Origin of the sequence: Rhizorhabdus sp. (assembly GCF_018006725.1) — a bacterium.
Taxonomy (GTDB): Bacteria; Pseudomonadota; Alphaproteobacteria; order Sphingomonadales; family Sphingomonadaceae; genus Rhizorhabdus.
The window spans coordinates 20,566-44,574 of sequence record NZ_JAGMXV010000013.1 but is presented as its reverse complement, the minus strand read 5'-3'; the positions used below and the strand labels follow the sequence as shown (position 1 = coordinate 44,574).

Here is a 24,009-nt window from a genome sequence, read left to right as displayed (position 1 = left end):
ACGCTGGCAAAAACCGGCCTGAAGCTGTCGGACATCGACCTGGTCGAGATCAACGAGGCCTTTGCCAGCGTCGCGCTTGCCTGGGCCAAGGATCTCGGCGCCGACCTCTCGAAGGTCAACGTCAATGGCGGCGCGATCGCGCTCGGCCATCCGCTCGGCGCCACCGGCGCCAAGCTGATGACGACCCTGCTGTACGAGCTCGAGCGCCGTGGCGGCCGCTATGGTCTGCAGACGATGTGCGAGGGTGGTGGCCTCGCCAACGTCACCATCATCGAACGGCTGGGGTGATGCCGGTCTATGCGTTCGAGGGATCGGTGCCGGTGGTGGACCCCGGCGCGTTCCTGCATCCCACCGCGTCGCTGATCGGCGACGTGATCGTTGGCCCGGGCTGCTATATCGGCCCGGGTGCGTCGCTGCGCGGGGATTTCGGACGCATAATGGTCGAGGGCAATGCCTCGATCCAGGACAATGCCACGCTGCACAGCTCGGCCGAGACCGACTGCATCGTCGGCTATGGCTGCACCGTTGCGCATGGTGCGATCCTGCACGGCTGCACGCTGGGCCGCCATGTGCTGGTGGGGATGAACGCGGTCGTCCTCGACGACGCGGAGATCGGCGACGAATCCCTCGTCGCCGCGCTTAGCCTCGTCAAATCGGGGATGCGCGCGCCGGAGCGCACGCTCCTGGCGGGCAACCCCGCGCAGGCGGTGCGGACGATCGACGCCGACAAGGTGATGTGGCGGATGGAGGATGACGGCGAATATGTGCGCCTCGCCCGCCGCTCGCTCGCCGAACTCGAAGAATGCGAAGCGCTGACGGCGCCCGAGCCCGACCGCCGCCGCCCTGCCGGCGGTGCCCGGGCCGTGCGCCTGTCGCGCGCCAATTGAGAGGAAGACGCTGATGGGTATTTGCGAAGGACGGGTGGTGATCGTCACCGGCGCGGGAGGCGGCCTAGGCCGCGCCTATGCGCTGGGCCTCGCCGCCGAGGGTGCCAAGGTCGTCGTCAACGATCTCGGCGTCGGAACCCATGGTGAAGCGGGCGAGTCGAAGGGTGCCGCCGAGAAGGTGGTCGACGAGATCCGGGCGGCGGGTGGCGAAGCGATCGCAGACACCGCCGACGTCGCCGATTGGGAAGCGACGCGGGAAACCGTCCGCAAGGCGATCGATGCCTTCGGCGCGCTCCATGCCGTCGTCAACAATGCCGGCTTCGTCCGCGACCGGATGTTCGTCTCGGCGACGCCCGAGGAATGGGACGCCGTCACCCGCGTCCATCTGCGCGGCCATTTCTGCCTGAGCCGTCACGCCGTCGATCATTGGCGCGCCGAGCAGAAGGCGGGCCGCCCGGTCGCGGCGCGTATCGTCAACACCACTTCGGGCGCGGGCCTGCAGGGCAGCGTCGGGCAGAGCGCCTATTCGGCGGCCAAGGCCGGGATTGCCACGCTGACGCTGGTCCAAGCGACCGAATTGGCGCGCTACGGCATCACCGCCAATGCGCTCGCCCCGAACGCCCGCACGCGGATGACGATGACTGCCTTCGCGGACACGATGACGTCGATGCAGGAAGCCGCCTTCGATCCCTACGCTCCGGAAAACACAGCGCCGCTCGTCGCCTGGCTGGCCAGCGAGGCATCCGCCCATGTGACCGGGCAGGTGTTCGAGCCGTTCGGCGGCACGATCCGCATCGCCCAGGGCTGGACCGACGGGCCGACCTCGGCCGATGTGGGCCGCGCGCTGCGCGCCGATGAGGTTGGTGCCGTCGTGGAAGCCCTCGTCGCGGGCCGCGCGCCCGCCAAGCCCGTCTACGGAGCAGGCTGATGGCCCTGACCCTGACCGACGACCAGATCGCCATTCGCGAAGCGGCACGCGAGTATCTCGCCGACCGCGCCGATTTCGAGCGGCTGCGCAAGACGATCGACAGCGAAGCCGGCTGGGACGAAGAGCTGTGGCTCGGCTTCGCGCAGGAACTGGGCTTCGCCGGACTCGGCATTGCCGAGGAAGACGGCGGCATCGGCCTGGGCGCTATCGAGCAGGCGCTGATCCTCGAGGAACTCGGCCGGACGCTCGCCCCCATTCCCTGGTTCGAAAGCGTTGTTCTCGCCGGCGGCACGATCGCCCGCGCCTTTCCGGCCGCAAAGCGCCAGGAATTGCTCGGCCGCATCGCGAGTGGCGAGGTCGCGACCCTCGCGCTGCGCGACGCGCGTGGCGGCGCCCTGCCCCACGGCATCGGCCCGCGCATCGTCGACGGCCGACTGAGCGGCGAAGCCCATTATGTCTCCTTCGGACACGCAGCCTCGATCCTGATCGTGGCGACGGGCGGGGGCAATGGCTGGGACGATATCGGCCTCGTCGCGATCCCCGCCGATCGCGCCGGCATCACCATCGAGCGCGTCGTTTCGCTCGACCTCACCCGCCCGATGGCGACCGTGCGCTTCGATGGCGTCGAACTGGCGGAGGGCGAGTTCGTCGCCGATGCCGGGCGGCCGCTGCGCGAAGCCTGGACCGCCGCTGCCGGCCTGCTGGCCTCCGAACAGGTTGGGGGCGCCGCGCGCACGCTCGACGAAACGGTCGCCTATTCGATACAGCGGGTCCAGTTCGGTCGGCTGATCGGCTCGTTCCAGGCGATGAAGCACCGCATGGCCGACATGAAGCTGCTGGTCGACAGCGCCCGTTCCGCCGCCGACTGGGCCGCGCGTGCGATTGCCGAGGGCGGAGACTTCGCCAAGGCCGCGCATGGCGCACGCGCCTATTGCAGCGACGCCTATCTGCGCTGCGCCGCCGACGGCATCCAGCTGCACGGCGGCATCGGCTACACCTGGGAACATCACGCACATCTTTTCTTCAAACGCGCCCGGTCCTCGGCGACGATGCTCGATCGGATCGACGAGCATCGCGACGCCATCGCGCGCGCCATCATCGACGAGGTCACCGCATGAGCCGTATCGTTCCCCCCTATCCGCCCGGTCGCAACCTGCTGGCCGGCAAGACCGTCGTGGTCACCGCCTCGGCGGGTACCGGCATCGGCTTCTCGGCCGCGAAGCGCGCCTCGGAAGAAGGCGCCACCGTGCTGATGAGCGACTTCCACGAGCGCCGCCTCAACGAGGCGGCCGACCGGATCGCCGAGGCGACCGGCACGCGCCCGGCGGTCAAGCTGTGCGACGTGACCCGCGAAGAGGACGTGCTCGCACTGCGCGATGCCGCTCTGGCCGAACTCGGCCATGTCGACGTGCTGATCAACAATGCGGGCCTGGGCGGGACCGCGAGCGTCGTCGACATGAAGGACGACGAGTGGAGCCGCGTCATCGACGTCACCCTGACCTCGGTCATGCGGATGAGCCGCGCCTTCCTGCCGCACATGTACGAGCGTGGCCAGGGATCGGTGGTCAACAATGCCTCGGTGCTGGGCTGGCGCGCGCAGGAGGGTCAGTCGCACTATGCCGCCGCCAAGGCCGGCGTGATGGCTTTCACCCGCTGCTCGGCGATCGAGGCGGCGCAGCATGGCGTGCGGATCAATGCGGTCGCGCCGTCGATCGCGATGCACGCCTTCCTCGCCAAGGTCACGACCGATGAACTGCTCGCCGAACTGTCGAAGCGTGAGGCCTTCGGCCGTCCCGCCGAAGTGTGGGAAGTGGCGAACGTCATGATCTTCCTCGCCTCGGATCTGTCGAGCTACATGACGGGAGAAGTCCTGTCGGTGTCGAGCCAGCACGCATGAGCGAGACCCGCATCTTCGCCTCGCCGCGCGACCTTCTCGGCGCGGAGGGCACGTTGCTCGGCCCCACGCCCTGGCTGACCATCGAACAGTCGCGGATCGACCAGTTCGCCGAGGCGACCGAGGACCGGCAGTGGATCCATGTCGATCCCGAGCGCGCGGCGACCGGCCCGTTCGGCAAGACGATCGCCCATGGCTATCTGACGCTCAGCCTCGCCAATGCCTTCCTGCCCCAGCTGATCGAAGTGCAGCGCGTCAGCCACGGCGTGAACGTCGGCATGGACCGCACCCGTTTCCTCGCACCCGTACCGGTCGGCTCGCGCATTCGCGGTACCGGTGAAATCGTGAAGGTCGAGGAGATCAAGGGCTCGATCCAGTCGATCGTGCGGATTACCATCGAACTCGAAGGGTCGGAGAAACCGGCCTGCACAGTCGACACCATCAGTCGCTATTATCCGGAGAGCTGACATGCCCAATGCTGCAGATATGGTCCGCGCGGTCGAAACCTATGTCGCGGCGTTCGACGCCTGCGATCCCGAAATGGTGGTCGGCCTGTTCGCGGAGAATGCGACGGTGGAAGACCCGGTGGGCACTCCGCCACATATCGGCCATGACGCCATCCGCGCCTTCTACACCGCCTCGATGCAGGGCAAGCCGAAGCTGAACCTCGAAGGCCCCGTCCGCATCGCCGGCGACACTGCTGCCTTCGCGTTCAACGTCGGCTTCGCCAAGCCCGGCATGCGCGTCGACGTGATCGATCTTTTCCAGTTCAACGAGGCCGGCAAGGTCGTGTCGATGAAGGCTTTCTTCGGCCCGACCAACATGACCGGATTTGAAGGTATGCCCCATGCGTGAAGCCGTCATCGTTTCCACCGCCCGCACGGGCATCGGTCGCGCCTATCGCGGCGCATTCAACGACACCGAGGCCCCGGTGCTCTCGGGCCATGTCGTCCGCGCGGCCGTCGAACGGGCGGGGATCGATCCTGAGCGCGTCGAGGACATCTTCCTCGGCGTCGGCACGCAGTCGGGTACGCAGAGCTATAATCTCGGCCGGCTGACGGCAGCGACGTCGGGCCTGCGCAACGCGCCCGGCTTCGCGCTCGACCGCAAATGCGGCTCGGGCCTGACCGCCGTCGCATTGGCCGCTCGCTCGATCATTGCCGACGATATCGACGTGGCCGTTGCCGGCGGCGTGGAGTCGATCAGCCTGACGCTGACCAAACATGCCTCGACCTATCGGAACCGGTCGGAAGCGGTGATTGCGGCCGAACCGCATGCCTATATCCCGATGATCGAGACCGCCGAGATCGTCGCCGAGCGCTATGGCATTTCGCGCGAGGCGCAGGACGCTTTCTCGGCCGAAAGCCAGCAGCGTGCGGCAGCCGCGCAGGCCGAAGGCCGCTTCGCCGACGAGATCGTCCCCATCTCGGTCCGCAAGGCGCTGTTCGAGAAGGACGGCACCGCAGCGGGCCATCAGGACGTCGTCCTCGATCGCGACGAAGGCGTCCGCGGCGACACCACCGCCGAGGGACTGGCCGCGCTGAAGCCGGTCTACAAGGATGGTGCGATCATCAAGGAAGGTCGCCACATCACCGCCGGCAATGCCAGCCAGCTGTCAGACGGCGCCTCGGCGCAGGTCGTGATGTCGCGCGCGCTCGCCGAAAAGGAAGGCCTGCCGATCCTGGGCATCTATCGCGGCATGCAGGTCGCGGCCTGCGCGCCCGAGGAAATGGGCATCGGCCCGGTCTTCGCCATTCCGAAGCTGCTCGACCGCGCCGGCCTCACGGTCGACGACATCGGCCTGTGGGAGATCAACGAGGCCTTCGCCAGCCAGCTGCTCTATTGCCGCGACAAGCTCGGCATCGATCCGGCCAGGCTCAACGTCGACGGCGGCGGCATCGCGCTCGGCCATCCGTTCGGCATGACCGGCTCGCGCCTCGTCGGCCACGCCCTGCTCGAAGGCCGCCGCCGCGGCGTTCGCTATGCGGTCGTGTCGATGTGCATCGCGGGCGGCATGGGCGCCGCAGGACTGTTCGAAATCGTCTGATCGAACCAGGGAGACAGACCATGGCAGGATTGCTCGAGAACCGCATCGCCTTCGTCACGGGCGGCGCGGGCGGGATCGGTGCGGCCACCGCGATTGCCTTCGCTGCCGAGGGCGCGAAGGTGGCGGTTGCCGACCTCAAGGACCCGAACGAAACCGTCGAGACCATCATCGCTGCCGGGGGCGAGGCCTATTCGATCGCGCTCGACGTCACCGATCAGGCGGCGGTCGAAGCCACGGTCGACGGGGTGGTTGCCAAATGGGGCCGGCTCGACATCGCCTTCAACAATGCCGGCGTGTCGCTCGAAGACTATACGACCCCGTGGGAGTCGGTCGAACTCTACGACAAGGTCGTCGCCGTGAACCAGCGCGGCGTCATGCTCTGCATGGCGGCCGAACTGCGCCACATGGCCAAGCAGGGCTCGGGCTCGATCGTCAATACGGCCTCTGTCGCCGGCATGGTCGGTCTCGCCGGGGCCGGCTATTGCGGCAGCAAGCATGCCGTGGTCGGCCTCACCCGCTCGGCCGCTATGCGCTATGCCGCCGAGGGCATCCGCGTGAACTGCGTCTGCCCCGGCGCCATCAGCACGCCGATGACCGAGGCCGAGGGCCTGAGCGACCAGAGCCGGGCGTTCATGGCGCAGATGCACCCGATGAACCGCATGGGCCGTGCCGAAGAGATCGCCGATGCGGTGGTCTTCCTGTCTTCGGACAAGGCCAGCTTCATCACAGGCCACCCGCTCGCGGTCGACGGCGGCTATCTGGCGCGCTGAACCGCTGAACGAAAATCCCGAGCGAAACGCGGCAGGCGCTTCGCTCGGGCTCACCTAGGCCGGACAGGCGGGCGAAAGAAATCCCTTCCGCCCGTCCATCCCTGTCAGAGATCTCCGCGGGGTTCCCTGGGCAGGCCGAGGCCACGTTCGGCGATCAGGTTGCGCTGGATCTGGCTCGAGCCGGCGTAGATCGTGTCCGCCCGGCTTGCCAGATGCATGTGGGTGAGCTGGTTGAAGCGATAATGGTCGCCTTCGGCCACTTCGCCCGCGAGGCCCTGCACGTCCATGGCGAGATCGCCCAGGTCGCGATGCCAGCGCGACCAGTAGAGCTTCGAAGTCAGCGCCTCTTCGCCCAGTTCCTCGGTCGCCTCGTCGGACAGCGTCCGCACCAGACCGTGGCGCATGACCTCCAGCCCGATCCAGGCGTCGGCAATCCGGCGGCGCAGCGACGGGTCGCGATCGGCGCCGTTGGCGCGGGCGAGGCGGATCAGGGCGGCGAGTTCATTGGCGAAGTGCATCTGCTGGACGACGGTCGACACACCGCGTTCGAAGCCCAGTGTCGCCATGGCGATCTGCCAGCCCTGCCCCGGCGCGCCGACGATATTGTCGGCATCGGTCACGGCGCCGTCGAAGAACAGCTCGGCAAACTCGGCCTCGCCGGTCATCTGCCGGATCGGCCGACGCACGATGCCCGGCTGATCGAGCGGCACGAGCAGATAGACGAGGCCCTTGGGTCCCCGGCTCCCTTCCTCGCAGCGCGCGACGACGAAGGCCCAGTCGGCGATCATGCCGAGCGAGGTCCAGATCTTCTGCCCGTCGATGATCCAGCGATCGCCCTCGAGCCGCGCCTTTGTCCGGACATTGGCGAGGTCGGAGCCGGCATTGGGCTCGGAATAGCCCTGCGCCCACAGCTCGCGGCCCGACACGATGCCCGGCAGGAATTTTGCCTTCTGCGCCTCGGTCCCGAAGGCGATGATCGTCGGCCCTGCCAGTTCGACCCCGACGTGGGCGATGCGCGGGGGCGCGTGGAGCCGCGCATATTCCTCGGCAACCGCGACCTGCTCGGCGATGGTGGCACCGCGTCCGCCATGCTCGACCGGCCAGCCGACCGCGCCCAGTCCCGCCTCGCCCAGCGCGAGTTCCCACTGCTTGCGCCGGTCATATTCGCTCGACAGGTCGGCAATGCCGCGAATGTCGGCAAAAGGACCGTCGAGCGCCTGGGACAGCCAGGCCCGGGCTTCTTCGCGCAGGCCGCTCATGCGAGGATCGACCGTGCGGTGACGCCGGTCTCGCCGAGCTTCCCATCCATGATGGTGCGCGGCTCATGGCGCGATTTCGACACGCGCCAGCCATCGGGGGTGCGCACATAGTCGTCATGATAGAAGCTGCCGATCAGGCGGAAGCTGCCGTCGCGCGGATCATAGGTCGAGAAGCCGAGGCTCCAGCGCGCTTTCGCATGGTCGGCGTCGATCACCTCGATCTCGCCATTGTGGATCTGGTGCACATCCACGATCGGGCTGTGCAGCGCGATCTGGGTGAAGGCCTCGATCAGCCCGTCAGGACCGAATTTCCCGACAGGCTGGTAATCGAGTTCGGCATCGGGGGTGAAGCAGGCGCGGATGGCATCCACGTCCTTCGCATCGCAGGCGTTCAGATAGCGGGCCTTCAACCGGCGGATGTCGCTCTCCGCCTCCAGCCTTGCGATACGTTCTTCAAGATCAGCCATCTAACCTCACCACCTTGGTTGTCGGGACCGGATGCTCGGTCGCGCCGGTCCAGCGCAGCAGCATCGTCCCATGTTCATGCCCGGCCGTATCCACCCAATTGCCATAGCCGGGGTCGCGTTCGGCGACGACGATCGTCACCGAGCCGTCCGCATTGGTTTTCGCACTGTGCTTGTTCACATGGACGCGGTGGAAACGGTAATCGAGCGACTCCATCCAGATATTGTCGAGCTGGAAGTTCCAGAAGGTACAGTCCGGCACCGGCGTCTCGATGACCAGCGCCTCGCCCGGCTCGAGCTTCCAATAGCCGTGCAGGTAGAAGATCGTCGGATCGCCGCCAGCCTTGAAGAACATCGTCTGGTCGGTGGTCGCCAGCCGGTTGAGCTGCTCCTTCTTGAACAGGTCCGCCCAGTGCAGGAAGGTCTTCGCCGTCCCCTCGACGAAGGCTACGGCCTTGCCGAAACTCTGTTCGAGCTTGGGCAGGCTCAGCGGCTCCGGCGTCGCGCGGGGCGGATCGATCGCCTCGATCTTCACCGTCGCCGGCTGCTCGTTGTCGCGGTCGAGGAAGGTCTGGCGCACCAGCAGCATCGACGTGTCGTCGGCCAGCGGCAGCCAGTTGCCGTTCGCCTTCTCCTTCGAGGCGATGATCTCGAAGCTGCCGTCTGCCTCGAACACCATGTCGGCGGAGTCGATCTCGCCGGTCGAGGCCATGGTGCCGTCGACCGCATAGCGGTTCGCCTTGGAGCCGAAGCTGAGGATCGGCACTGTGCCGCGCTTGCCGGTGATGCGATAGCGCCGCTCGCCGCTGATCGAGGCGTTCAGATAGAGATTGTCGGGATTGTCCGCACCGATCTTCGCAGTCGGATGCGAGGCCTGGTAGAAGCCCGGGAAATCCGTATCCGAATTCTCCAGATGCATCTCCAGCGCGATCCGCATCAGACGCGAGAGATAGCGATAGCCCTCGGCCTGGTCGATCGGCGTGCCCGCCACTTCGGCGTTGAAGACGAGGTCGCCGGCCTTTTCAAGCCGGCGACAAAAGTCGCGCCAGACCTCGCCCGGCGCGACCCGATCCACCTCGTTGCTCATGGCGCCATATATTGGCCGCCGTTGACGTCGAGCGACGCCCCGTTGACCACCTTGGAATAGTCGGAAACCATGAACAGGACAGCCTTGGCGCAATCCTCCTCGGGCGGGATGATGCCCAGCGGAATGCGGCCGGTGATCTCGCCGACGACCTCGTCGCGGTCACGTCCGCCAGCGACTTCCCGGTCGATATGGCCCCACACCGGCGCACCGCCGATCCAGCCCATGCGGGTCACGTTGACGCGGATGCCGTGACGACCGAAATCCTTTGCCATGTGGCGGGTCAGCGCGTTCATGCCGCCCTTGCCGGCGGAATAGGCGCCTTCGCCCGGGAAGGGATTGACGGTCGACATGGTCGAAACGTTGACGATCGCGCCCTTGGACTTTTTGAGCTCGTCGAGGCAGGCCTGCGCCATGCGCAGCGCACCGGCGCAGTTGACGTTGAACACGTCGGCGAACTCCTCGGCATTGGCCATGTCGGTCGGCAGCCATTCGCCATGCATATAGGCCGAGTTGACGAGGCCATCGATCCGCCCGAAGGCTTCTGCGGTCGCCTTGGCGAGCGCCTGACACTGGTCGGCCTTGGTCACGTCGGTGGCCAGCGCGATCGCCTGCCCGCCCTTCGCCTTGATCTCTGCGACGACCTCGTCGAGGAACGCCTTGTTGCGCGCACCGAGACCGACCTTGGCACCTTCCGCCGCCGCGATCTTCGCCAGCGACTGGCCCATCCCCGGGCCGACGCCGCTGATCACGATCACCTTGTCCTTAAGCAGCATGATTGAGCTCCTCTCCAGCATATATTTTGTTGAGCTTGGAATCGATCGCATTGCCCGTCTGGGTGCAGTAGGTGCCCGCCGGGCCGTACATCACCGCTACGCAGCGGTTGCAGGCATCACAGGCAGAACGATGCGTCGCGTCGACCTGCCATTTCGAAACCAGTGCAGGATCGTGGACAAGCGAGCGCGCCATCACGACACCGTCGAAACCCTCGGCCAGCGCCTTCTCCGCAGCGTCGAGCGACAGCACGCCGCCCAGATAGCCGAGCTTGCACCTGACCGCCGCACGCACGCGCCGCGCTGCGTCGAGGAAATAGAGTTCGGAGAATTTGACGGTCTTGGGCGTCGCCATCTTGAGCAGCCGGAATTGCAGCTTGGCGAAGAAACCGCGCTGCATCAGCGCCAGATCGTCATAGGGCAGCGGGCTGGAGAACATCACATAGCTCGCTTCGATGTTCCGCCCGCCCGACAGCACCAGCATGTCCGCACCCGCCGCTTCGAGCGCCTTCGCGGTGACGATGCCGTCCTCGACCGTGGCACCACCCTTGGCGCCGTCGTAGAGGTTGATCTTCGCCAGCACCGCGATGCGATCGCCGACCGCCTGCTTGACCGCCGCCAGCACCTCGGCCGGGAAGCGCGCGCGCTTTTCGGCAGTGCCGCCATAATCGTCGCGGCGCTTGTTGGAGAGCGGCGAGATATATTGGTTGAGCAGATAGCCATGGCCCATGTGGAGCTCGACCGCGTCGAAGCCGGCGTCGACCGCATAGCGCGCGGCGGCGACGAATTCGTCGCGGACCTGATCCATGTCGGCACGGTTCATCTGCCGCTGGAAGAAGCGGCCCATCATCACGCCCATCTTGTCGATGCCGCCCGATGAAGACATCGCGCGGGGCGTCGACAATTCCTTGTGCTGGACGAAGCTGCCGCCATGAGTGATCTGGGCGGAGGCGAGCGCGCCTTCGGCGTGGACCGCATCGGTGATCGCGCGATAGTCGGCGACGCTCGCGGCGTTGAGCACGCCCTGGCTGGCGAAGGTACGCCCGTCGGGCGACACCGCGACATAGGCCAGCGTGGTCATGCCCACGCCGCCAGCCGCCAGCTTCCTGTGGAATTCCAGCAGCGACTGCGTGGGGCGCGAGCGATAGGTCATCATCTCGTTCGCGCCCGAACGGATGAAGCGGTTGCGGAGCGTGACGGGGCCGATCGTCACCGGGGTGAATGCGTTGCCCATCGGATCAGTCGAAATTCGCCTGGCCGCCGTCCAGCGGGACGGTGGCGCCGGTCAGATAGCCGAACTCCGGCCCGCACAGGGCGGAGACGGCACGGCCTATATCCTGCTCGCACCGGCCAATGCGGCGCAGCGGGATCGTGCGGAAGAAGGCTTCGGCCTCCTCGGGTCGCGCCTCGATCCAGGCCTTGAGGCCGGGCGAATCCGCGTGGGGCGCTACGGTCAGCACGCGAATGCCCTCCATGCCCCATTCGGCGGCAGCGGCGCGCGTCAGGATGCGGGTCGCCTCCTTGACGGCGGCATAGGTGCCGTAGCCGCTCATGTCCCAGCGCACCGCAGCCGAGGTGGCGAGGTTGATGATCACGCCCTCGCCCGATTTTGCGAGATGCGGGCGGCACTGCTTCATCAGGCGAAAGGTGGCGAGCGGACCCGACTCGAATCCAGCGAGGAAGGCTTCGTCGCTCACGTCGCTGAGCGGACCGAGCGGCACTTCCTGCGCATTGTTGACCAGGATGTCGACGCCGCCGAAAGCGCCGACCACATCCGCGACCAACGCTGCTATCGAGCCGGCATCCTTGACGTCGCAGTGAAAGGCGCGCGCCTTGCCACCGGCGGCTTCGATCTCAGCCGCGACCGACCGGACCTTGTCGAGCGTCCTGCCGACGACGGCCACAGCGGCGCCATCGGCGGCAAGCGCGAGCGCGATGCCGCGACCGACGCCCTGTCCGGCGCCGGTCACGATCGCGACCTTTTTGTCGAGCTTGGCCATCGCGATCAGCGCAGGCTGTCGGGGCAGCCCGGCAGAGCGGGCTCATAGTGACCGGCGGTCCAGCCGCCGTCGACCGCGATCTCCGCGCCGGAGATGTAGCTCGCCTCGTCGCTGCAGACGAACAGCGTCGCCCGCGCGATTTCCTCCGGCTCGCCGATGCGCTGCAGCGGCACCCGCCGGAAGGAGCGGGCATTGACCGTCTCGACGCTCTCGCGACCGGGATTGCCCATCTCGGTGTTCACGCCGCCCGGATGGATCGACACGACGCGAATGCCGTGCGGACCAAATTCATAGGCGTAGGATTTGGAAATGCCGCGCACCGCCCATTTGCTGGCGGTGTAGGCGACGAGGCCGTTGCAGCCGCGCATGCCGTCGACCGAAGAGATATTGGCGATCACGCCGCCGCCATTGGCCTTCAGCGCGGGAACCGCATGCTTCACGCCCATCATCGTGCCGATCAGGTTGATGCCCAGCACGCGCTCGGCGTCTTCCTTGCGCAGTTCTTCGGCGGCACCGAAATGGGTGACGGCGGCATTGTTGACGAGAATGTCGAGCTTGCCGAAGCGATCGGTGGCGGCCTTGACGATGGCGGCCCACTGATCCTCCTCGCGGACGTCGAGATGCTGATAGAGCGCGTTGGCTTCGCCGAGTTCGGCGGCGACGGCGCGGCCCTTCTCGTCGAGCACGTCGCCCATCACGACCTTCGCACCTTCGGCGACGAAGAGTCGGGCGGTGGCCGCGCCCATGCCCTGCGCTGCGCCGCTGATGATTGCTACCTTGCCTGCCAGTCTCGCCATGTGGCCCCTCCGAATATGACCGGCTTGTGACCGGCTCTGTTACGCAAGCCTCCGCATTTCACGCTTCCATGTCAAGCTATGCGTGTTGATTTAGCCGTCTCAGTCTGCAATTCAGTGGCGCAGAGATAATGGAGCGGCGCAATGCGAACCGCCATTACCATAAGGAGGGGACGCGTGAGCGATCAGATTTTTCCAGAGGGCGCCACGATGGTGCTCGGCGCAACCGGCGGACTCGGCGCCGCCGCGGCGCGTGCGCTCGCGCGCGATGGGAGTGACGTGGCGCTATGCTTCCGCAGCAAGCGCGACGCTGCGGAGTCGCTCGCTGGGGAGTTGCGCGCGCACGGCCGCAAGGTGTCGCTGCACCAGGTCGATGCGACCGAGCCCGCCACGCTGGATGCCGCGCGCGACGCGGCCATCGCGGAACATGGGCGGGTCCACGGGCTGGTCTGGGCGGCCGGCCCGCTGGTCGACCAGCTCCATCTCTCCGAAACCCCGCTGGAGAAATGGAAGCGGGCGATCGAGGTCGAGGTCAACGGCTTCTTCTCGGCGGCGCAGGCGCTGATCCCCCATTTCCGCGCGTCGGGCGGCGGCTCCTTCGTCCATCTCGGATCGGCCGGCGACCTCTACTGGCCGCCGCGCGACGGCCTGTCGGTCGCCCCCAAGGCGGCGAACGAGTCGCTCGTGCGCGGCATCGCCAAGGAGGAAGGCCGCCACGGCATCCGCGCCAACAGCGTGCTTGTCGGCGTGATTGACGCGGGCATGTTCCACGAGCTTCTCGCCCAGGGCCAGTTCGACGACGCCTGGGTCAAAGAGGTGCAGTCGCAGTTGCCCCTGCGGCGCTGGGGCAAGGCGGAAGAGATCGGCCATGCCGTGTCCTTCCTGATATCGAACCGTGCGGGCTACACGACCGGACAACAGCTCGCCGTCGCCGGCGGCTACGGCGTCTGAGCCTTTTGGAGAGGAATGCAATGAGCAAGGTAAGCGACCGGGCGACGCTGGCGGCCCGTGCGATCGAAGCGACCGGCCTGTCGGACTTCGGCGATCCCTGGATCTTCGAGAATCTGGATGCACTGATTCCCGTCCTGAACAGCGAGGCCGAACTGACCGAGGTGGGCGTCGGCGGGGCGGAGGCGATGATCGTCACCGCGCTGACCAACCGCCTGCGCCATGTCGACCTGATCAAGCGCCACCCCGAGATCCTCGACGAGAAGGTCGATATCGCCGCCGTCGTGGTGGGCCTGCCGCGAACGGGCAGCACGATGCTGCACCGGATGCTGTCGTCCGCACCCGGCATGACCGGCGTGAAATGGTGGGAGGCGCAGAATTACGCCCCCTTCCCCGGCGAGGAGCGCGGCAAGCCCGACGCCCGGCGCGATGCGGCCAAACAGTATCTCGCCTATATGCTCGAACATGCCCCCGAGCTGATGTCGATCCATCCGATGAGCATCGACCAGTCGGACGAGGAACTGATCATCCTCGGCCTGCTCTTCTCCTCGACTATGATCGAGGGGATGTATCATGTGCCAAGCTATGCCCGCTGGCTGGTCGAGAACAGCCGCACCCGCTGCTATGCGGATCTCAAGGAAATCCTCCAGTCGCTGCAGTGGCAGGATCCGGCCCGGCGCGGCGCCAAGTGGGTGCTCAAGACGCCCGGCCACCTGATGGCGCTCGACGGCGTGCTCGACACCTTCCCCGAAGCCAAGATCGTGATGACGCATCGCGATCCGGTCCAGACGGTGCCGTCCTACTGCTCGATGATGACGACGCTCTACCATATGGGATCGACCGTCGACCGCGAGCGGATCGGAGCCTTCTGGGAGAAGCGCCTGGCCGAACTGCTCGACCTGTTCATGTCGGTGCGCGCCAAGGTCGGCCCCGACAATTTCATCGATGTCCGCTACACCGACACCACGACGAAGCCGGTCGAAGAGGGCAAGCGCGTGCTAGCCGAGGCGGGTATTGCGGTGACGCCCGAGATCGAAGCCGGCATGGCCGAGTGGGTCGAGGCGAACAAGCGCGAGGACCGCGCGCCGCACCGCTATGCGCTCGAGGATTTCGGGCTGACCCGCGAATTGGTGGAGCAGGACTTCGCCGAATATCGCGCAGCCTATCTTGGCGAAAAGGTGACCGCATGAACCCGATCGATATTTTGCTCGCCATCGAGGGCGTGAAGCGCTGCAAGGCGGAGTATTTCCGCTGCATCGACGAACAGGATTGGGACGCTCTCGTCGCCAATTTCACGCCCGATGCCGAAACCGACATGCGCGAGGCGGTCGAGCCGCACAATCCGGATCTTCTGTCGCACGACCCCAAGGCCTTCGCGCAGAACAATGCCTATGTCCTGGGCGGCGTGAAGACCGCGCATTTCGGCTATATGCCGCGGATCGACGTTCTTTCCCCGACTGAAGCCAAGGCGATCTGGTCGATGGAAGACTGGCTCTGGACGCCCGAGGGGCATCCGGTGCTCCCCGCCGGACGGATGCATGGCTGGGGCCATTATCATGACCGCTATGTGAAGGTCGGCGACCGCTGGCTGATGTCAGCGACGCGCCTCACCCGCATCAAGCTGGAGTATAGCTGATGGCACGCCCGCTAGAAGGCAAGCGCGCGCTCGTCACCGGATCGAGCGCGGGCCTGGGCGAGGGCATTGCCCTTCGTCTGGCGGAAGAGGGCGCGGACGTTTGCCTGCACGGACGCAATGAGGAGCGGCTGGCGGCGGCGCGGGAGCGCGTCGCGGCGGCCGGCGGTGCGGTCCATGCCGTGACCGGATCGCTGTCCGACGATGCGGGTGCCAAGGCGGTGTTCGACGGCGCGGTTGCGGCGATGGGTGGCGTCGACATTCTCGTCAACAATGCCGGCGGCGAGTCGGCCGGCGGCGGGACGATGGCGTGGCTCGATACCGACGCCGACATCTGGAACAGCAGCTACAACTCCAACGTCGGATCGATCGTCCGGCTGGTTAAGCTGGCGGTGCCGGGCATGCGCGAGGCCGGCTGGGGCAGGCTCATCCAGCTGTCGAGCGAGTCGGCGGATTTTCCGATGGCGATCATCCCCGATTATCAGGCGGCGAAGCTCGCCATCCGCTCGCTCACACGCAGCCTGGCGATGGCGCTGTCGCGCACCGGCATCACATCGAACAGCATCAGCCCGGGGCTGACCCATTCGACCGGCCCCGATCGCTGGCTGAAGGAGATGGCCAAGGCCAATGGCTGGGCCGACGACTGGGATGCGATCACCGCGCAGGTGCAGGACGGAATGATCTCGAACTTCGCCGGCCGGATCGGCGAACCTGCCGACATCGCCCATGTCGTCGCCTTTCTGGCGGACCCGCGCGCGGGCTTCGTCAACGGGATCGACATCGCCGCCAATGGCGGCCGCTGAACGCTGAAATAAGAGATCCGGCCGTCGCGGACGACGGCCGGATCAGTGAGGGTCGGAAGTCCGACCGACAGCGTCGAAGGCGGCCGGACATCGCAGGAGAGAGATTATGCTTGCCTCCCCTCCGGGTCGCTCTCACTTTGCCACGATGGATCACCGAAAGATGCTGGACGACTCAGCAAATGATACCGCCGACGGAGAGGCTGCGGCGCTGCTGACCGCCTTGCGGCGCGCCCTGCGGGCGGCCGGCTGGACACAGGCGAAACTCGCCGAGGAACTGGAAGTCGGCTCGGCCACGATCAAGCGCTGGCTCCACGGCCGTGGCCTGAGCTTCAACACGCTGGCGCAGCTGTGCCGCCTCGCGGACACGACCTTGGGTGAGCTCGCCGACAGCAGCCGCACCGCCGAGCAGGAAAAGGACCAGCTTACCCTGGCGCAGGAGGAAGCGCTGACCCAGGACAAGGATCTGTCGACGATCTTCTTCCTGATCGTCAATGGATGGCCACCGAGCGAGGCGACCGAGGGCTTCCACATTCCACCGGACACCGTCGAGCGGCATCTCGCCAAGCTCGAACGGCTTGCTCTCGTCGACCGGCTACCCGGCGGGCGGGTGCGGTCGCGGATCAGCCCGGCCCATGCCTGGCAACGCGTACCGATGCGGCGTCATTTCGAACGACATCTGAAACAGCTGTTTGCAACGATCGACTATGGTGACCCGGAGACGATCTTCGGCGCCGAGACGATCAAATTGTCACCGCTCGGCGCCGCCCGCGTCCGCGAATCGATCGAGCGCTTCCGCGCCGAATTGCGCGCGATCGCGCAGGACGACCGGCGGACCGCCGCACTTCCGGGCGAATGGCACTGCGTGCTGGCCGTCGCCCGGTCGATGCGCCCGCTGATCCGTCCCTGAGATCAGGCCGGCCAATGGATCAGGCTGGCCAATGAATCAGGCTGGGACGTAAAGCTGCTGGAGCTTGCCGCCATCGACGGGCAGGCAGGCCCCGGTGACGAAGGAGGCTTCGTCCGACAGCAGGAAACGGATGACGCGCGCAATTTCTTCGGGCTCGCCGCCACGACGCATCGGGATCGTCTCCGAAACGCGCGCATTGCGGTCGGGGTCGGCGGCGGCGAAGGCGCGCGTCGCGGGCGTCATCACCTGGCCGGGAGCGACCACGTTCACCCGCACGCCGTGCGGCGCCGCTTCGGCCGCCGCCACTGCGCTGAAATGCACGAGCGCAGCCTTCGACGCCGAATAGCTCGCCATGCCGGGCATCGCGCGCAGGCCGTTGAGCGAGGAGATGTTGACGATCGAGCCCCAGCCTTGTGGCAGCATGATACGCATCGCCGCCTGTGTGCCGACGAACACCGCCTCGGCATTGACGCGGAAATCGTGGCGCCAGTCGTCGAGCGTCAGGTCCAGCACGTCCTTGTAGCTGACGGCCATGGCGTTGTTGACGAGCCCGTCAAGACGACCGTGGCGCTTCGCCACATCGGCGATCAACCCGGCAAAGGCTGAAGCATCGCCGACATCGAGAATGTGCGACTCGACCGATCCTGCGGCCTGCACCTCGGCATGCGCCTCTGCGAGAACATTCTCCCGCCGCGCGCAGATGACGACATGCGCAGCGTTTCGAGCGAGTTCCACCGCAGTTGTGCGGCCTATTCCATCGCTGCCGCCGGTCACGATGACGACCTTGCCAGCCATTGCCTCGCCCATATTCAAGCTCCTCATCCAAATTATCGTTCAAATTCGTCGACTCTGGTCCAAATTTGACTGGATTGGCCGTCAAACTGTCGATACATTCCTCACTTGCGTAAACGATAGACAAATATCCAGCGCAAGTCGAAAAAGGAGAGCGGGGGACATGCCGAGATGTAAGGACAGGGCGAGCTGAGCCTTTAGAGGACGGCGCGGCGGCCAAAGGCTGCGCGCCATCCAGACGTACCGAGCCGGTGGCGCGAACCCGAAACGGGCACGACTCCGGAGACAATTACAGCGTCGACTCAGGAGAGGATTTCATGCGCTTCACCACCACCGCGCTGGCGCTTGCCGGCGTTTCCCTTCTTGCCACTGCAGCCGTCGCGCAGGAAACTGCGCCGCAGACGTCCGACGCGGGCATGGCCGGCCTTGAAGAGATCGTCGTGACCGCCCAGCGCCGCGCCGAGAGCCTGCAGAAGGTTCCCGTGGCCGTCACCGCGATCAGCAGCGAGCAGCTCGACACGCTGCGCGTCACCAACGTCAAGAATCTCGCGGGTCTCGCACCCAGCCTTCAGATTCAGACGCAGGGCCTGCAGAGCAACCCGTCTATCGCCATTCGCGGTGTCGCTTCGGGCGTATCGAACAACGCGGTCGACCCGAAGGTCGGCATCTACCTCGACGGCGTCTATATCGGCCGTACCGTCGGCTCGATCTTCGACCTGGCCGACATCCAGCGCGTCGAAGTGCTGCGCGGTCCGCAGGGCACGCTGTTCGGACGTAACGCCACCAGCGGCGCGATCAGCCTCGTCAGCGCGGATCCGACCGGCGAGTTCGATGTGCGCGGTAACGTCTCCTATGGCAATTACGACGCCATCCGCGGCAAGGTCGTCGTCAACCTGCCCGCCTTCGGCCCCTTCTCGGTCAAATTCGCCTATCTCCATGACGAGATCGCCGGCGACTACACCAATTTGCTCGGCGGCAAGACGCTCAACATGTCGCTGCGCGATCCGAAATTCGGCACGCAGACCTTCGCCAAGAAGCTGGGCGGCCGCAACATCGATGGCGGGCAATTGGCGATCCGCGGCGAGTTCGGCAACCTGACCGCCGACTATCGCTTCGACTATACCGACTCGCGCACCGTCGGCCGCGCGATGCAGAGCCTGGGCGTGATTCCCGATCAGTCGGGGGCGCTGCTCCAGCCGATCGTCAATCTGCAGCCCTTCTTCGGCGGCATCACCAACATCTCGCCGAACGCGCGGCTCAAGTCGGTCGCCAACGCGACCAGCGCCGAGCATGTCGTGACGCAGGGCCACAGCCTGACGCTGGCGGTCAAGCCGAACGATCTCGTCACGCTGAAGAGCATCACCGCCTATCGCAAGTTCAAGCAGGACCCGAACGTGTACGATCTCGCCGCCAGCGGCGGCCTGCGGTTCACCTTCGGGCAGCTCGGCGCCCTGATCACCCCGGGCCTTACCCCGGCGCAGATCCAGGCGGCGCTGTTCAACCCGGCCAACATCCCGGGTCCGAACGACGCCTTCTTCTCGCTGCTCACTTCGCGCGATACGAGCCAGAAGCAGTTCAGCCAGGAATTCCAGATCCAGCTCGATGGCGAGAATTACGAGCTGACCGCAGGTGCCTTCTACTTCCATGAGCGGTCGCCTGCGACCGACGTACTGGGCATTCTTTCGCCGACGCCAAACGGCGTCGTCGTTCCGAGCCCGCTCGATGCGGTCTTCGGCAGCGGTCTGACCGATACGCTGTCGATCAACGACTCGATCGCGGGTTACGGCCAGCTGACGATCCACCTGGGTGACCGGGTCGATGTCACCGGCGGGCTCCGCTACACGATCGACGATCGCAAGCTGAACATCAACGCGATCTCCAACGCACAGGGCGGCGCGCTCGGCGTCGGCAAATATTCGGTGTCGTTCAACAAGCTGAACTATACCGGCATCGTGACCTGGCGGCCGACCGACGACTCCACCGTCTATGGCAAGATCTCGAGCGGCTATGTCGCCGGCGGCATTCTCAGCGGCATTCCGTACAAGCCGGAAACGCTGGTCGCCTACGAACTCGGCGCCAAGACACAGATGTTCGACAACCGCCTGCGCCTGAACGTCGCGGCCTTCTACAGCGACTATAAGGACCTGCAGACGCAGAACTTCATCAATGGCCGCCAGTTCTTCGACAATGCGGGTAAGGCGAAGATCAAGGGGTTCGAAGTTGAGGCGGACGTCGTGCCGGTTCGTGGCCTCGTGCTCAGCGGCAACATCGGTTACGCCGATCTCAACTACAAGACGTTCATCCTGAACGGCGTCGACGTGGCCAATGTCGCGCGCACCACCTATAACTCGAAGTGGACCGCGCGGGCTTCGGCGCAATATGACGCGCCCGAATTCTCGAACGGCAGCCATCTCCAGGCGCGCGTCGAAGGCCGGTACCGCAGCAGCTACTATCTGACCTCGACTCCGTTCCGGAACCTTACCGGACAGGTCGTGCTGGAAAACGAGAACAAGCAGCCCGGCTACTGGCTCGTCGACGGCCGTGTCGGCCTCATGAACGTGCCGGTCGGCAACTCGAGCTTCTCGGTCTCGGCCTTCGGTCAGAACCTGCTCGACAAGCAGTATATCTCCTTCGGTGCGCCGGTGCTGTCGCTCGTCGGCACCTATGATCGCGGTCGCACCTACGGCGTCGAACTGGGCTTTGCCTTCTAAGATGCCGCAACCGCAGCTTGCCGGTCGTGTCGCGCTGGTCACTGGTGCCAGCCGCGGCATCGGCCGGGCGGTCGCTCAAAGGCTGGCGTCGGCCGGTGCGACGGTGGTCATCACCGCGCGCTCGGTCGGCGCCCCAGCCGTTCAGAAGCGGTTCGGGGCTGACCAGCAGGTCGCCGGAACGCTCGACGAGACGCTTTCTCTTATCGAAGCAGCCGGCGGTCGTGCGATCGCGCTGGCAACAGATCTGGAGGACGAAGCGGAGCGCAGCACGCTGATCGAACGGACGATCGCGGCAGCCGGCAGGATCGACATCCTCGTCAACAATGCCGGCTTCGCCGATTATGCGCGGATCGACGCGATGACCGACGACACCTTCCGGCGGACGCTTCTCCATTATCTCGAAGTCCCCTTCGCGCTCAGCCGCGCCGCAATCCCCGCAATGAAGGCGGCAGGGGCCGGCTGGATCGTGAACATCGGCTCGGTCACCGCCATGCCGCCGCTCCGGCCCTTTGCCGATTATGCGCGGGCCGGCGGCGACACCGTCTATGCCGCGACGAAGGCGGCGCTCAACCGCTTTAGCCAGGGACTGGCTGCCGAGCTTTTCGACTGGAACATCGCCGTGAATGTGGTCGCCCCGTCGACGGCAATCCGCACGCCGGGTGCCGACCAGCTGATCCCCGACGACTATCCGACCGAGGACGTGGCCTATATCGCCGCGACCGTGCTCGACATGTGCCATCTGCCTGCGGCAGAACGGACCGGGCGGATCGCCTATTCGATGCAATGGCCGCACGACCAGCGGCTCGACGTACGATCGCTCGACGGCCGCGACAGCCTGCCGCCGGCGGAACCGCCGGCCTGGTCGCACCCGGCCATTACCGGCTTGGCGGAATACGCATGATGAAGAGACTCGACGGCAAGGTTGCGATCGTCGCGGGTGCTGGTGGCATTGGCACGGCAACGGCATTGCGGCTCGCCCAGGAGGGTGCCGGTGTCCTGCTGGGAGACCTCAACGGCGACGCTGCCAAGGCCGACGCGGAAGCCATGGCTGCCGATGGTCACAAGGTGATCGGCATGGCCTATGATCAGGCCGACGACGCCTCGGTCGCCTCGCTTGTCGCCAGGGCCGTCGACCATTTCGGCCGGCTCGATTTCATGCACGCCAATGCGGCGAACATGAAGGCGATCCGCGAGGATGGTGACGCAGTGACGATCACGCTCGACACGTTCGACGCGACCGTGGCGGTGAATATGCGCGGCGTGCTGTCCTGCGCGCGCCATGCTCTCCCCCATCTCGTCGCGAACCGCGGCGCCTTCGTCGTCACCTCCTCCTCGGCGGCGCATATGGGCGAGCCCGAGCGCGTCGCCTATGCGATGACCAAGGCGGCGGTGAATGCGCTGGTCCGCCACATCGCCAGCCGCTGGGGCAAGGAAGGCGTCCGCGCCAATGCGATCGCGCCGGGGATGGTGATGACCGCGCAGATCAAGCAGAACATGCCGGTCGAATTCCAGAAGCAGGTCCTCGCCGCGCACCGCCATTGGCGGCTGGGCGAAAGCGAGGACATCGCCGCGATGGTCGCGATGCTCTTCTCGCCCGACGGCGAGTGGATCAACGGGCAGGTTCTGGCGGTCGACGGCGGCGCCTCGATCCGGCCCTGACCGCCGGCGCTCGCCGGAAACGACGGGCCTGCTTCAGTCGCCAGGCCCCAGCACGGTCGGGTCCCCAATGTGCATCGACCAGGCGACGTCGCGGCGTACGATCTTCCACGCCCCATCGATCCTGCGCCAGCGATCGACATAGTCACCATGCGTGTCGAAAATCCGGTCGGAGCGCTCTCCCCGCCCCTGATGTCGCGCCTGCACATAGGCGCGGCTCAACCAGCCGTCGCCATCGGGCTCGATCATGATGCTGCCGAGCAGATGCTGCGACGGTCCGCACCCGTCCAGAAAGGCACGGAATTGCTCGCGCATGGCGTCGATACCCGCCTGCTCGCGGCCATCGCCATAATGGAAGCGAACCTCGTCGGCGAAGACCTCTCCGACCGAGTCCCACCTCCGCGAGTCGAGGATGCGGGCGAATCGCGCCAGCTGGTTACGGATCGCCTCGCGCTGATTTTCCATATTTCGCTCCGAATCATCCTCTCTGCTACGCAAAAGCTAAGGACAATCGTCTCGAACCGCCATCTTCCCGGCGCATTTCCCTTGCTGCCCCCGTATAAGTGAAATAGGTTCCGAAATAGCTTTACGCCATCGGAGAGGCTGCCCCCACGAGGGGCTCAAGCAGGAGAGCGGACATGGAAGACAATATCGCAGCGAAAGTGAGCGACGCCGACTTCGCCTATTACAACGGTACCGGCGCAAACATCACGACGCAGAGCTCGACGCTGATCAGCTCGTCGCCCTATCTCAACCATGCGGAGCTCCGCACGCTGATCGCGCAGGAGATGCTGCGCCGCAACGGCCCCGAGCTTCCGAACACCGCCTACATCCCCAATGTCGTCAAGATCCTGATGGAGCTCGAGGACTGGCCGCGCATCTTCCAGCTGTTCGAGGAAGAGAAGGCGCGTCTGCCCGAGTTCAAGGCATGGCTCGACGGCCGCAAGATTTCGCTGTTCACGATGGACGAGCTCAAGGATCCGAAGCCCGGTACGCTGCGCGCTGTGATCCACGATTTCGTAGTCAACAGCGGCTACAATATGGACCACTTCTATCAGGGCATGGAAATCAAGACCGACTTCGATTTCTATATGAAGGAGCGGACCCACACCCACGACATCGAGCATATGATCACCGGGTTCGAAACGAACCACGCCGGTGAGGTCGCGCTGCTCGCCGCCAATTCGCGCGCGCTCTACAAATATTTCACGCCCGAGCTCGCCGCCTTCTTCAACCGCGTCAGCACCTATCTGAAGGCGAAGACGACGATGAAGAGCGGCCTTTTCTATCCGGAAGCGTTCAAGGTCGAACTCGACGCCGAGGACATCGGCGCCGCCCAGGGCCGCGCCTGGAAGCATCCGCTCTTCCTGATCCCCTTCCGCGACTATCTCGACTGGCAGGTGCAGGACATCCGCGAGGAATATGGCATTACCAACCCGCCGCCCCCGGGCGAGTGGGCCTGGACGACCGCTGTCAGCGAAGACCCGCGCGGCGCGAACGACGACCACGCGATGGCCACCGCCGCCGAATAAGCGTCGAACCGATTTTCGTCAGGAAGGGCGTCGCCGGGCAACCGGCGGCGCCCTTTCCTTTTGCACATTGAATGCGGGCAGGCTCACCGGGGCGGCAGGCACAAAAAAGGGGAGCGAGGCATCATCC

General features: G+C 65.9%; 26 protein-coding genes and 1 pseudogene. 18 read left to right on the top strand and 9 right to left on the bottom strand.

Features of this window, described 5'->3' with window-relative positions; all coding sequences use genetic code 11:
• The 9 genes and pseudogenes from KAY22_RS03870 to KAY22_RS03830 all read left to right on the top strand — a co-directional run.
• A pseudogene (locus KAY22_RS03870) lies at positions 1-288 on the top strand (acetyl-CoA C-acetyltransferase); the annotation flags it as partial.
• Positions 288-887, top strand: a complete 600-nt coding sequence (locus KAY22_RS03865) for a phenylacetic acid degradation protein PaaY (RefSeq protein ID WP_296620226.1) — start codon at positions 288-290, stop codon at positions 885-887. The pseudogene KAY22_RS03870 and the gene KAY22_RS03865, both read left to right, overlap by 1 nt.
• A gap of 13 nt (positions 888-900) precedes the next feature.
• Positions 901-1,815: an SDR family oxidoreductase gene (locus tag KAY22_RS03860; protein WP_296620223.1), complete on the top strand. Its 915-nt coding sequence runs from the start codon at positions 901-903 to the stop codon at positions 1,813-1,815.
• Positions 1,815-2,933 (top strand): acyl-CoA dehydrogenase family protein, encoded by a 1,119-nt coding sequence (locus KAY22_RS03855; RefSeq protein WP_296620220.1) that lies wholly within the window; start codon positions 1,815-1,817, stop codon positions 2,931-2,933. The genes KAY22_RS03860 and KAY22_RS03855 overlap by 1 nt, the downstream gene beginning before the upstream one ends.
• The gene (locus KAY22_RS03850; RefSeq protein ID WP_296620218.1) at positions 2,930-3,712 is read left to right on the top strand and encodes an SDR family oxidoreductase; all 783 of its coding nucleotides are present in this window, start codon (positions 2,930-2,932) and stop codon (positions 3,710-3,712) included. The genes KAY22_RS03855 and KAY22_RS03850 overlap by 4 nt, the downstream gene beginning before the upstream one ends.
• The gene (locus KAY22_RS03845) at positions 3,709-4,176 is read left to right on the top strand and encodes a MaoC family dehydratase (RefSeq protein WP_296620215.1); all 468 of its coding nucleotides are present in this window, start codon (positions 3,709-3,711) and stop codon (positions 4,174-4,176) included. The genes KAY22_RS03850 and KAY22_RS03845 overlap by 4 nt, the downstream gene beginning before the upstream one ends.
• Position 4,177: 1 nt before the next feature.
• Complete coding sequence (locus tag KAY22_RS03840) at positions 4,178-4,564, top strand: nuclear transport factor 2 family protein (RefSeq protein ID WP_296620213.1); 387 nt, start codon at positions 4,178-4,180, stop codon at positions 4,562-4,564.
• A complete protein-coding gene (locus tag KAY22_RS03835; protein ID WP_296620211.1) occupies positions 4,557-5,756 on the top strand; it encodes an acetyl-CoA C-acyltransferase in 1,200 nt (399 codons plus the stop codon). The genes KAY22_RS03840 and KAY22_RS03835 overlap by 8 nt, the downstream gene beginning before the upstream one ends.
• Positions 5,757-5,776: 20 nt before the next feature.
• Positions 5,777-6,526, top strand: a complete 750-nt coding sequence (locus tag KAY22_RS03830) for an SDR family oxidoreductase (protein ID WP_296620209.1) — start codon at positions 5,777-5,779, stop codon at positions 6,524-6,526.
• Between the two features lie 104 nt (positions 6,527-6,630).
• On the opposite strand, the gene KAY22_RS03825 is transcribed toward KAY22_RS03830, so the two are convergent.
• The 7 genes from KAY22_RS03825 to KAY22_RS03795 are packed head-to-tail and all read right to left on the bottom strand — an operon-like array spanning position 6,631 to position 12,903.
• Complete coding sequence (locus KAY22_RS03825; RefSeq protein ID WP_296620207.1) at positions 6,631-7,785, bottom strand: acyl-CoA dehydrogenase family protein; 1,155 nt, start codon at positions 7,783-7,785, stop codon at positions 6,631-6,633.
• Complete coding sequence (locus KAY22_RS03820; RefSeq protein ID WP_296620205.1) at positions 7,782-8,252, bottom strand: nuclear transport factor 2 family protein; 471 nt, start codon at positions 8,250-8,252, stop codon at positions 7,782-7,784. The genes KAY22_RS03825 and KAY22_RS03820 overlap by 4 nt, the downstream gene beginning before the upstream one ends.
• Complete coding sequence (locus KAY22_RS03815) at positions 8,245-9,336, bottom strand: DUF1214 domain-containing protein (RefSeq protein ID WP_296620202.1); 1,092 nt, start codon at positions 9,334-9,336, stop codon at positions 8,245-8,247. The genes KAY22_RS03820 and KAY22_RS03815 overlap by 8 nt, the downstream gene beginning before the upstream one ends.
• Complete coding sequence (locus KAY22_RS03810; RefSeq protein WP_165324014.1) at positions 9,333-10,109, bottom strand: SDR family oxidoreductase; 777 nt, start codon at positions 10,107-10,109, stop codon at positions 9,333-9,335. Before KAY22_RS03810 ends, KAY22_RS03815 begins: the two co-directional genes overlap by 4 nt.
• Positions 10,099-11,340, bottom strand: coding sequence for an NADH:flavin oxidoreductase (locus tag KAY22_RS03805; RefSeq protein WP_296620198.1), 1,242 nt, complete (start codon positions 11,338-11,340; stop codon positions 10,099-10,101). The genes KAY22_RS03810 and KAY22_RS03805 overlap by 11 nt, the downstream gene beginning before the upstream one ends.
• Before the next feature lie 4 nt (positions 11,341-11,344).
• On the bottom strand, positions 11,345-12,106 hold the full coding sequence (locus KAY22_RS03800; RefSeq protein WP_296620196.1) for an SDR family oxidoreductase: 762 nt from the start codon (positions 12,104-12,106) through the stop codon (positions 11,345-11,347).
• Between the two features lie 5 nt (positions 12,107-12,111).
• Complete coding sequence (locus KAY22_RS03795) at positions 12,112-12,903, bottom strand: glucose 1-dehydrogenase (RefSeq protein WP_296620193.1); 792 nt, start codon at positions 12,901-12,903, stop codon at positions 12,112-12,114.
• A 207-nt stretch (positions 12,904-13,110) separates the two neighbouring features.
• On the opposite strand from KAY22_RS03795, the gene KAY22_RS03790 reads away from it, so the two are divergent.
• The 5 genes from KAY22_RS03790 (at position 13,111) to KAY22_RS03770 (ending at position 17,191) form a co-directional block, all read left to right on the top strand.
• Positions 13,111-13,851 (top strand): SDR family oxidoreductase, encoded by a 741-nt coding sequence (locus KAY22_RS03790; protein ID WP_296620232.1) that lies wholly within the window; start codon positions 13,111-13,113, stop codon positions 13,849-13,851.
• Positions 13,852-13,871: 20 nt separating this feature from the next.
• Positions 13,872-15,038: a sulfotransferase gene (locus KAY22_RS03785; RefSeq protein ID WP_296620191.1), complete on the top strand. Its 1,167-nt coding sequence runs from the start codon at positions 13,872-13,874 to the stop codon at positions 15,036-15,038.
• The gene (locus KAY22_RS03780; RefSeq protein ID WP_296620189.1) at positions 15,035-15,484 is read left to right on the top strand and encodes a nuclear transport factor 2 family protein; all 450 of its coding nucleotides are present in this window, start codon (positions 15,035-15,037) and stop codon (positions 15,482-15,484) included. Before KAY22_RS03785 ends, KAY22_RS03780 begins: the two co-directional genes overlap by 4 nt.
• Positions 15,484-16,284, top strand: a complete 801-nt coding sequence (locus KAY22_RS03775; protein ID WP_296620188.1) for an SDR family NAD(P)-dependent oxidoreductase — start codon at positions 15,484-15,486, stop codon at positions 16,282-16,284. The genes KAY22_RS03780 and KAY22_RS03775 overlap by 1 nt, the downstream gene beginning before the upstream one ends.
• Before the next feature lie 160 nt (positions 16,285-16,444).
• Positions 16,445-17,191, top strand: a complete 747-nt coding sequence (locus tag KAY22_RS03770) for a helix-turn-helix transcriptional regulator (protein WP_296620186.1) — start codon at positions 16,445-16,447, stop codon at positions 17,189-17,191.
• A gap of 36 nt (positions 17,192-17,227) precedes the next feature.
• On the opposite strand, the gene KAY22_RS03765 is transcribed toward KAY22_RS03770, so the two are convergent.
• Positions 17,228-18,013 carry an SDR family oxidoreductase gene (locus KAY22_RS03765; protein WP_296620184.1) on the bottom strand — a complete coding sequence of 262 codons (786 nt, stop codon included), beginning with the start codon at positions 18,011-18,013 and terminating at the stop codon, positions 17,228-17,230.
• A gap of 287 nt (positions 18,014-18,300) precedes the next feature.
• Here KAY22_RS03765 and KAY22_RS03760 point away from each other — a divergent pair, with 287 nt between their 5' ends.
• Genes KAY22_RS03760 through KAY22_RS03750 form a run of 3 tightly spaced genes read left to right on the top strand, consistent with a single transcriptional unit; the run spans position 18,301 to position 22,353 of the window.
• Positions 18,301-20,694, top strand: coding sequence for a TonB-dependent receptor (locus tag KAY22_RS03760; RefSeq protein WP_296620183.1), 2,394 nt, complete (start codon positions 18,301-18,303; stop codon positions 20,692-20,694).
• Position 20,695: 1 nt separating this feature from the next.
• Complete coding sequence (locus tag KAY22_RS03755; protein ID WP_296620180.1) at positions 20,696-21,595, top strand: SDR family NAD(P)-dependent oxidoreductase; 900 nt, start codon at positions 20,696-20,698, stop codon at positions 21,593-21,595.
• Positions 21,586-22,353: an SDR family oxidoreductase gene (locus KAY22_RS03750; RefSeq protein WP_296620230.1), complete on the top strand. Its 768-nt coding sequence runs from the start codon at positions 21,586-21,588 to the stop codon at positions 22,351-22,353. Before KAY22_RS03755 ends, KAY22_RS03750 begins: the two co-directional genes overlap by 10 nt.
• A 33-nt stretch (positions 22,354-22,386) precedes the next feature.
• On the opposite strand, the gene KAY22_RS03745 is transcribed toward KAY22_RS03750, so the two are convergent.
• Positions 22,387-22,815 (bottom strand): nuclear transport factor 2 family protein, encoded by a 429-nt coding sequence (locus tag KAY22_RS03745; protein WP_296620179.1) that lies wholly within the window; start codon positions 22,813-22,815, stop codon positions 22,387-22,389.
• A 173-nt stretch (positions 22,816-22,988) separates the two neighbouring features.
• On the opposite strand from KAY22_RS03745, the gene KAY22_RS03740 reads away from it, so the two are divergent.
• Positions 22,989-23,882, top strand: coding sequence for a hypothetical protein (locus KAY22_RS03740; protein WP_296620176.1), 894 nt, complete (start codon positions 22,989-22,991; stop codon positions 23,880-23,882).
• The last annotated feature ends 127 nt before the right edge of the window (positions 23,883-24,009 follow it).

Coding starts and splice junctions, on each gene's coding strand:
- KAY22_RS03865 (WP_296620226.1), top strand. CDS start 288: ATGCCGGTCTATGCGTTCGAGGGATCGGTGCCGGTGGTGGACCCCGGC.
- KAY22_RS03860 (WP_296620223.1), top strand. CDS start 901: ATGGGTATTTGCGAAGGACGGGTGGTGATCGTCACCGGCGCGGGAGGC.
- KAY22_RS03855 (WP_296620220.1), top strand. CDS start 1,815: ATGGCCCTGACCCTGACCGACGACCAGATCGCCATTCGCGAAGCGGCA.
- KAY22_RS03850 (WP_296620218.1), top strand. CDS start 2,930: ATGAGCCGTATCGTTCCCCCCTATCCGCCCGGTCGCAACCTGCTGGCC.
- KAY22_RS03845 (WP_296620215.1), top strand. CDS start 3,709: ATGAGCGAGACCCGCATCTTCGCCTCGCCGCGCGACCTTCTCGGCGCG.
- KAY22_RS03840 (WP_296620213.1), top strand. CDS start 4,178: ATGCCCAATGCTGCAGATATGGTCCGCGCGGTCGAAACCTATGTCGCG.
- KAY22_RS03835 (WP_296620211.1), top strand. CDS start 4,557: ATGCGTGAAGCCGTCATCGTTTCCACCGCCCGCACGGGCATCGGTCGC.
- KAY22_RS03830 (WP_296620209.1), top strand. CDS start 5,777: ATGGCAGGATTGCTCGAGAACCGCATCGCCTTCGTCACGGGCGGCGCG.
- KAY22_RS03825 (WP_296620207.1), bottom strand. CDS start 7,785: ATGAGCGGCCTGCGCGAAGAAGCCCGGGCCTGGCTGTCCCAGGCGCTC.
- KAY22_RS03820 (WP_296620205.1), bottom strand. CDS start 8,252: ATGGCTGATCTTGAAGAACGTATCGCAAGGCTGGAGGCGGAGAGCGAC.
- KAY22_RS03815 (WP_296620202.1), bottom strand. CDS start 9,336: ATGAGCAACGAGGTGGATCGGGTCGCGCCGGGCGAGGTCTGGCGCGAC.
- KAY22_RS03810 (WP_165324014.1), bottom strand. CDS start 10,109: ATGCTGCTTAAGGACAAGGTGATCGTGATCAGCGGCGTCGGCCCGGGG.
- KAY22_RS03805 (WP_296620198.1), bottom strand. CDS start 11,340: ATGGGCAACGCATTCACCCCGGTGACGATCGGCCCCGTCACGCTCCGC.
- KAY22_RS03800 (WP_296620196.1), bottom strand. CDS start 12,106: ATGGCCAAGCTCGACAAAAAGGTCGCGATCGTGACCGGCGCCGGACAG.
- KAY22_RS03795 (WP_296620193.1), bottom strand. CDS start 12,903: ATGGCGAGACTGGCAGGCAAGGTAGCAATCATCAGCGGCGCAGCGCAG.
- KAY22_RS03790 (WP_296620232.1), top strand. CDS start 13,111: ATGGTGCTCGGCGCAACCGGCGGACTCGGCGCCGCCGCGGCGCGTGCG.
- KAY22_RS03785 (WP_296620191.1), top strand. CDS start 13,872: ATGAGCAAGGTAAGCGACCGGGCGACGCTGGCGGCCCGTGCGATCGAA.
- KAY22_RS03780 (WP_296620189.1), top strand. CDS start 15,035: ATGAACCCGATCGATATTTTGCTCGCCATCGAGGGCGTGAAGCGCTGC.
- KAY22_RS03775 (WP_296620188.1), top strand. CDS start 15,484: ATGGCACGCCCGCTAGAAGGCAAGCGCGCGCTCGTCACCGGATCGAGC.
- KAY22_RS03770 (WP_296620186.1), top strand. CDS start 16,445: ATGCTGGACGACTCAGCAAATGATACCGCCGACGGAGAGGCTGCGGCG.
- KAY22_RS03765 (WP_296620184.1), bottom strand. CDS start 18,013: ATGAGGAGCTTGAATATGGGCGAGGCAATGGCTGGCAAGGTCGTCATC.
- KAY22_RS03760 (WP_296620183.1), top strand. CDS start 18,301: ATGCGCTTCACCACCACCGCGCTGGCGCTTGCCGGCGTTTCCCTTCTT.
- KAY22_RS03755 (WP_296620180.1), top strand. CDS start 20,696: ATGCCGCAACCGCAGCTTGCCGGTCGTGTCGCGCTGGTCACTGGTGCC.
- KAY22_RS03745 (WP_296620179.1), bottom strand. CDS start 22,815: ATGGAAAATCAGCGCGAGGCGATCCGTAACCAGCTGGCGCGATTCGCC.
- KAY22_RS03740 (WP_296620176.1), top strand. CDS start 22,989: ATGGAAGACAATATCGCAGCGAAAGTGAGCGACGCCGACTTCGCCTAT.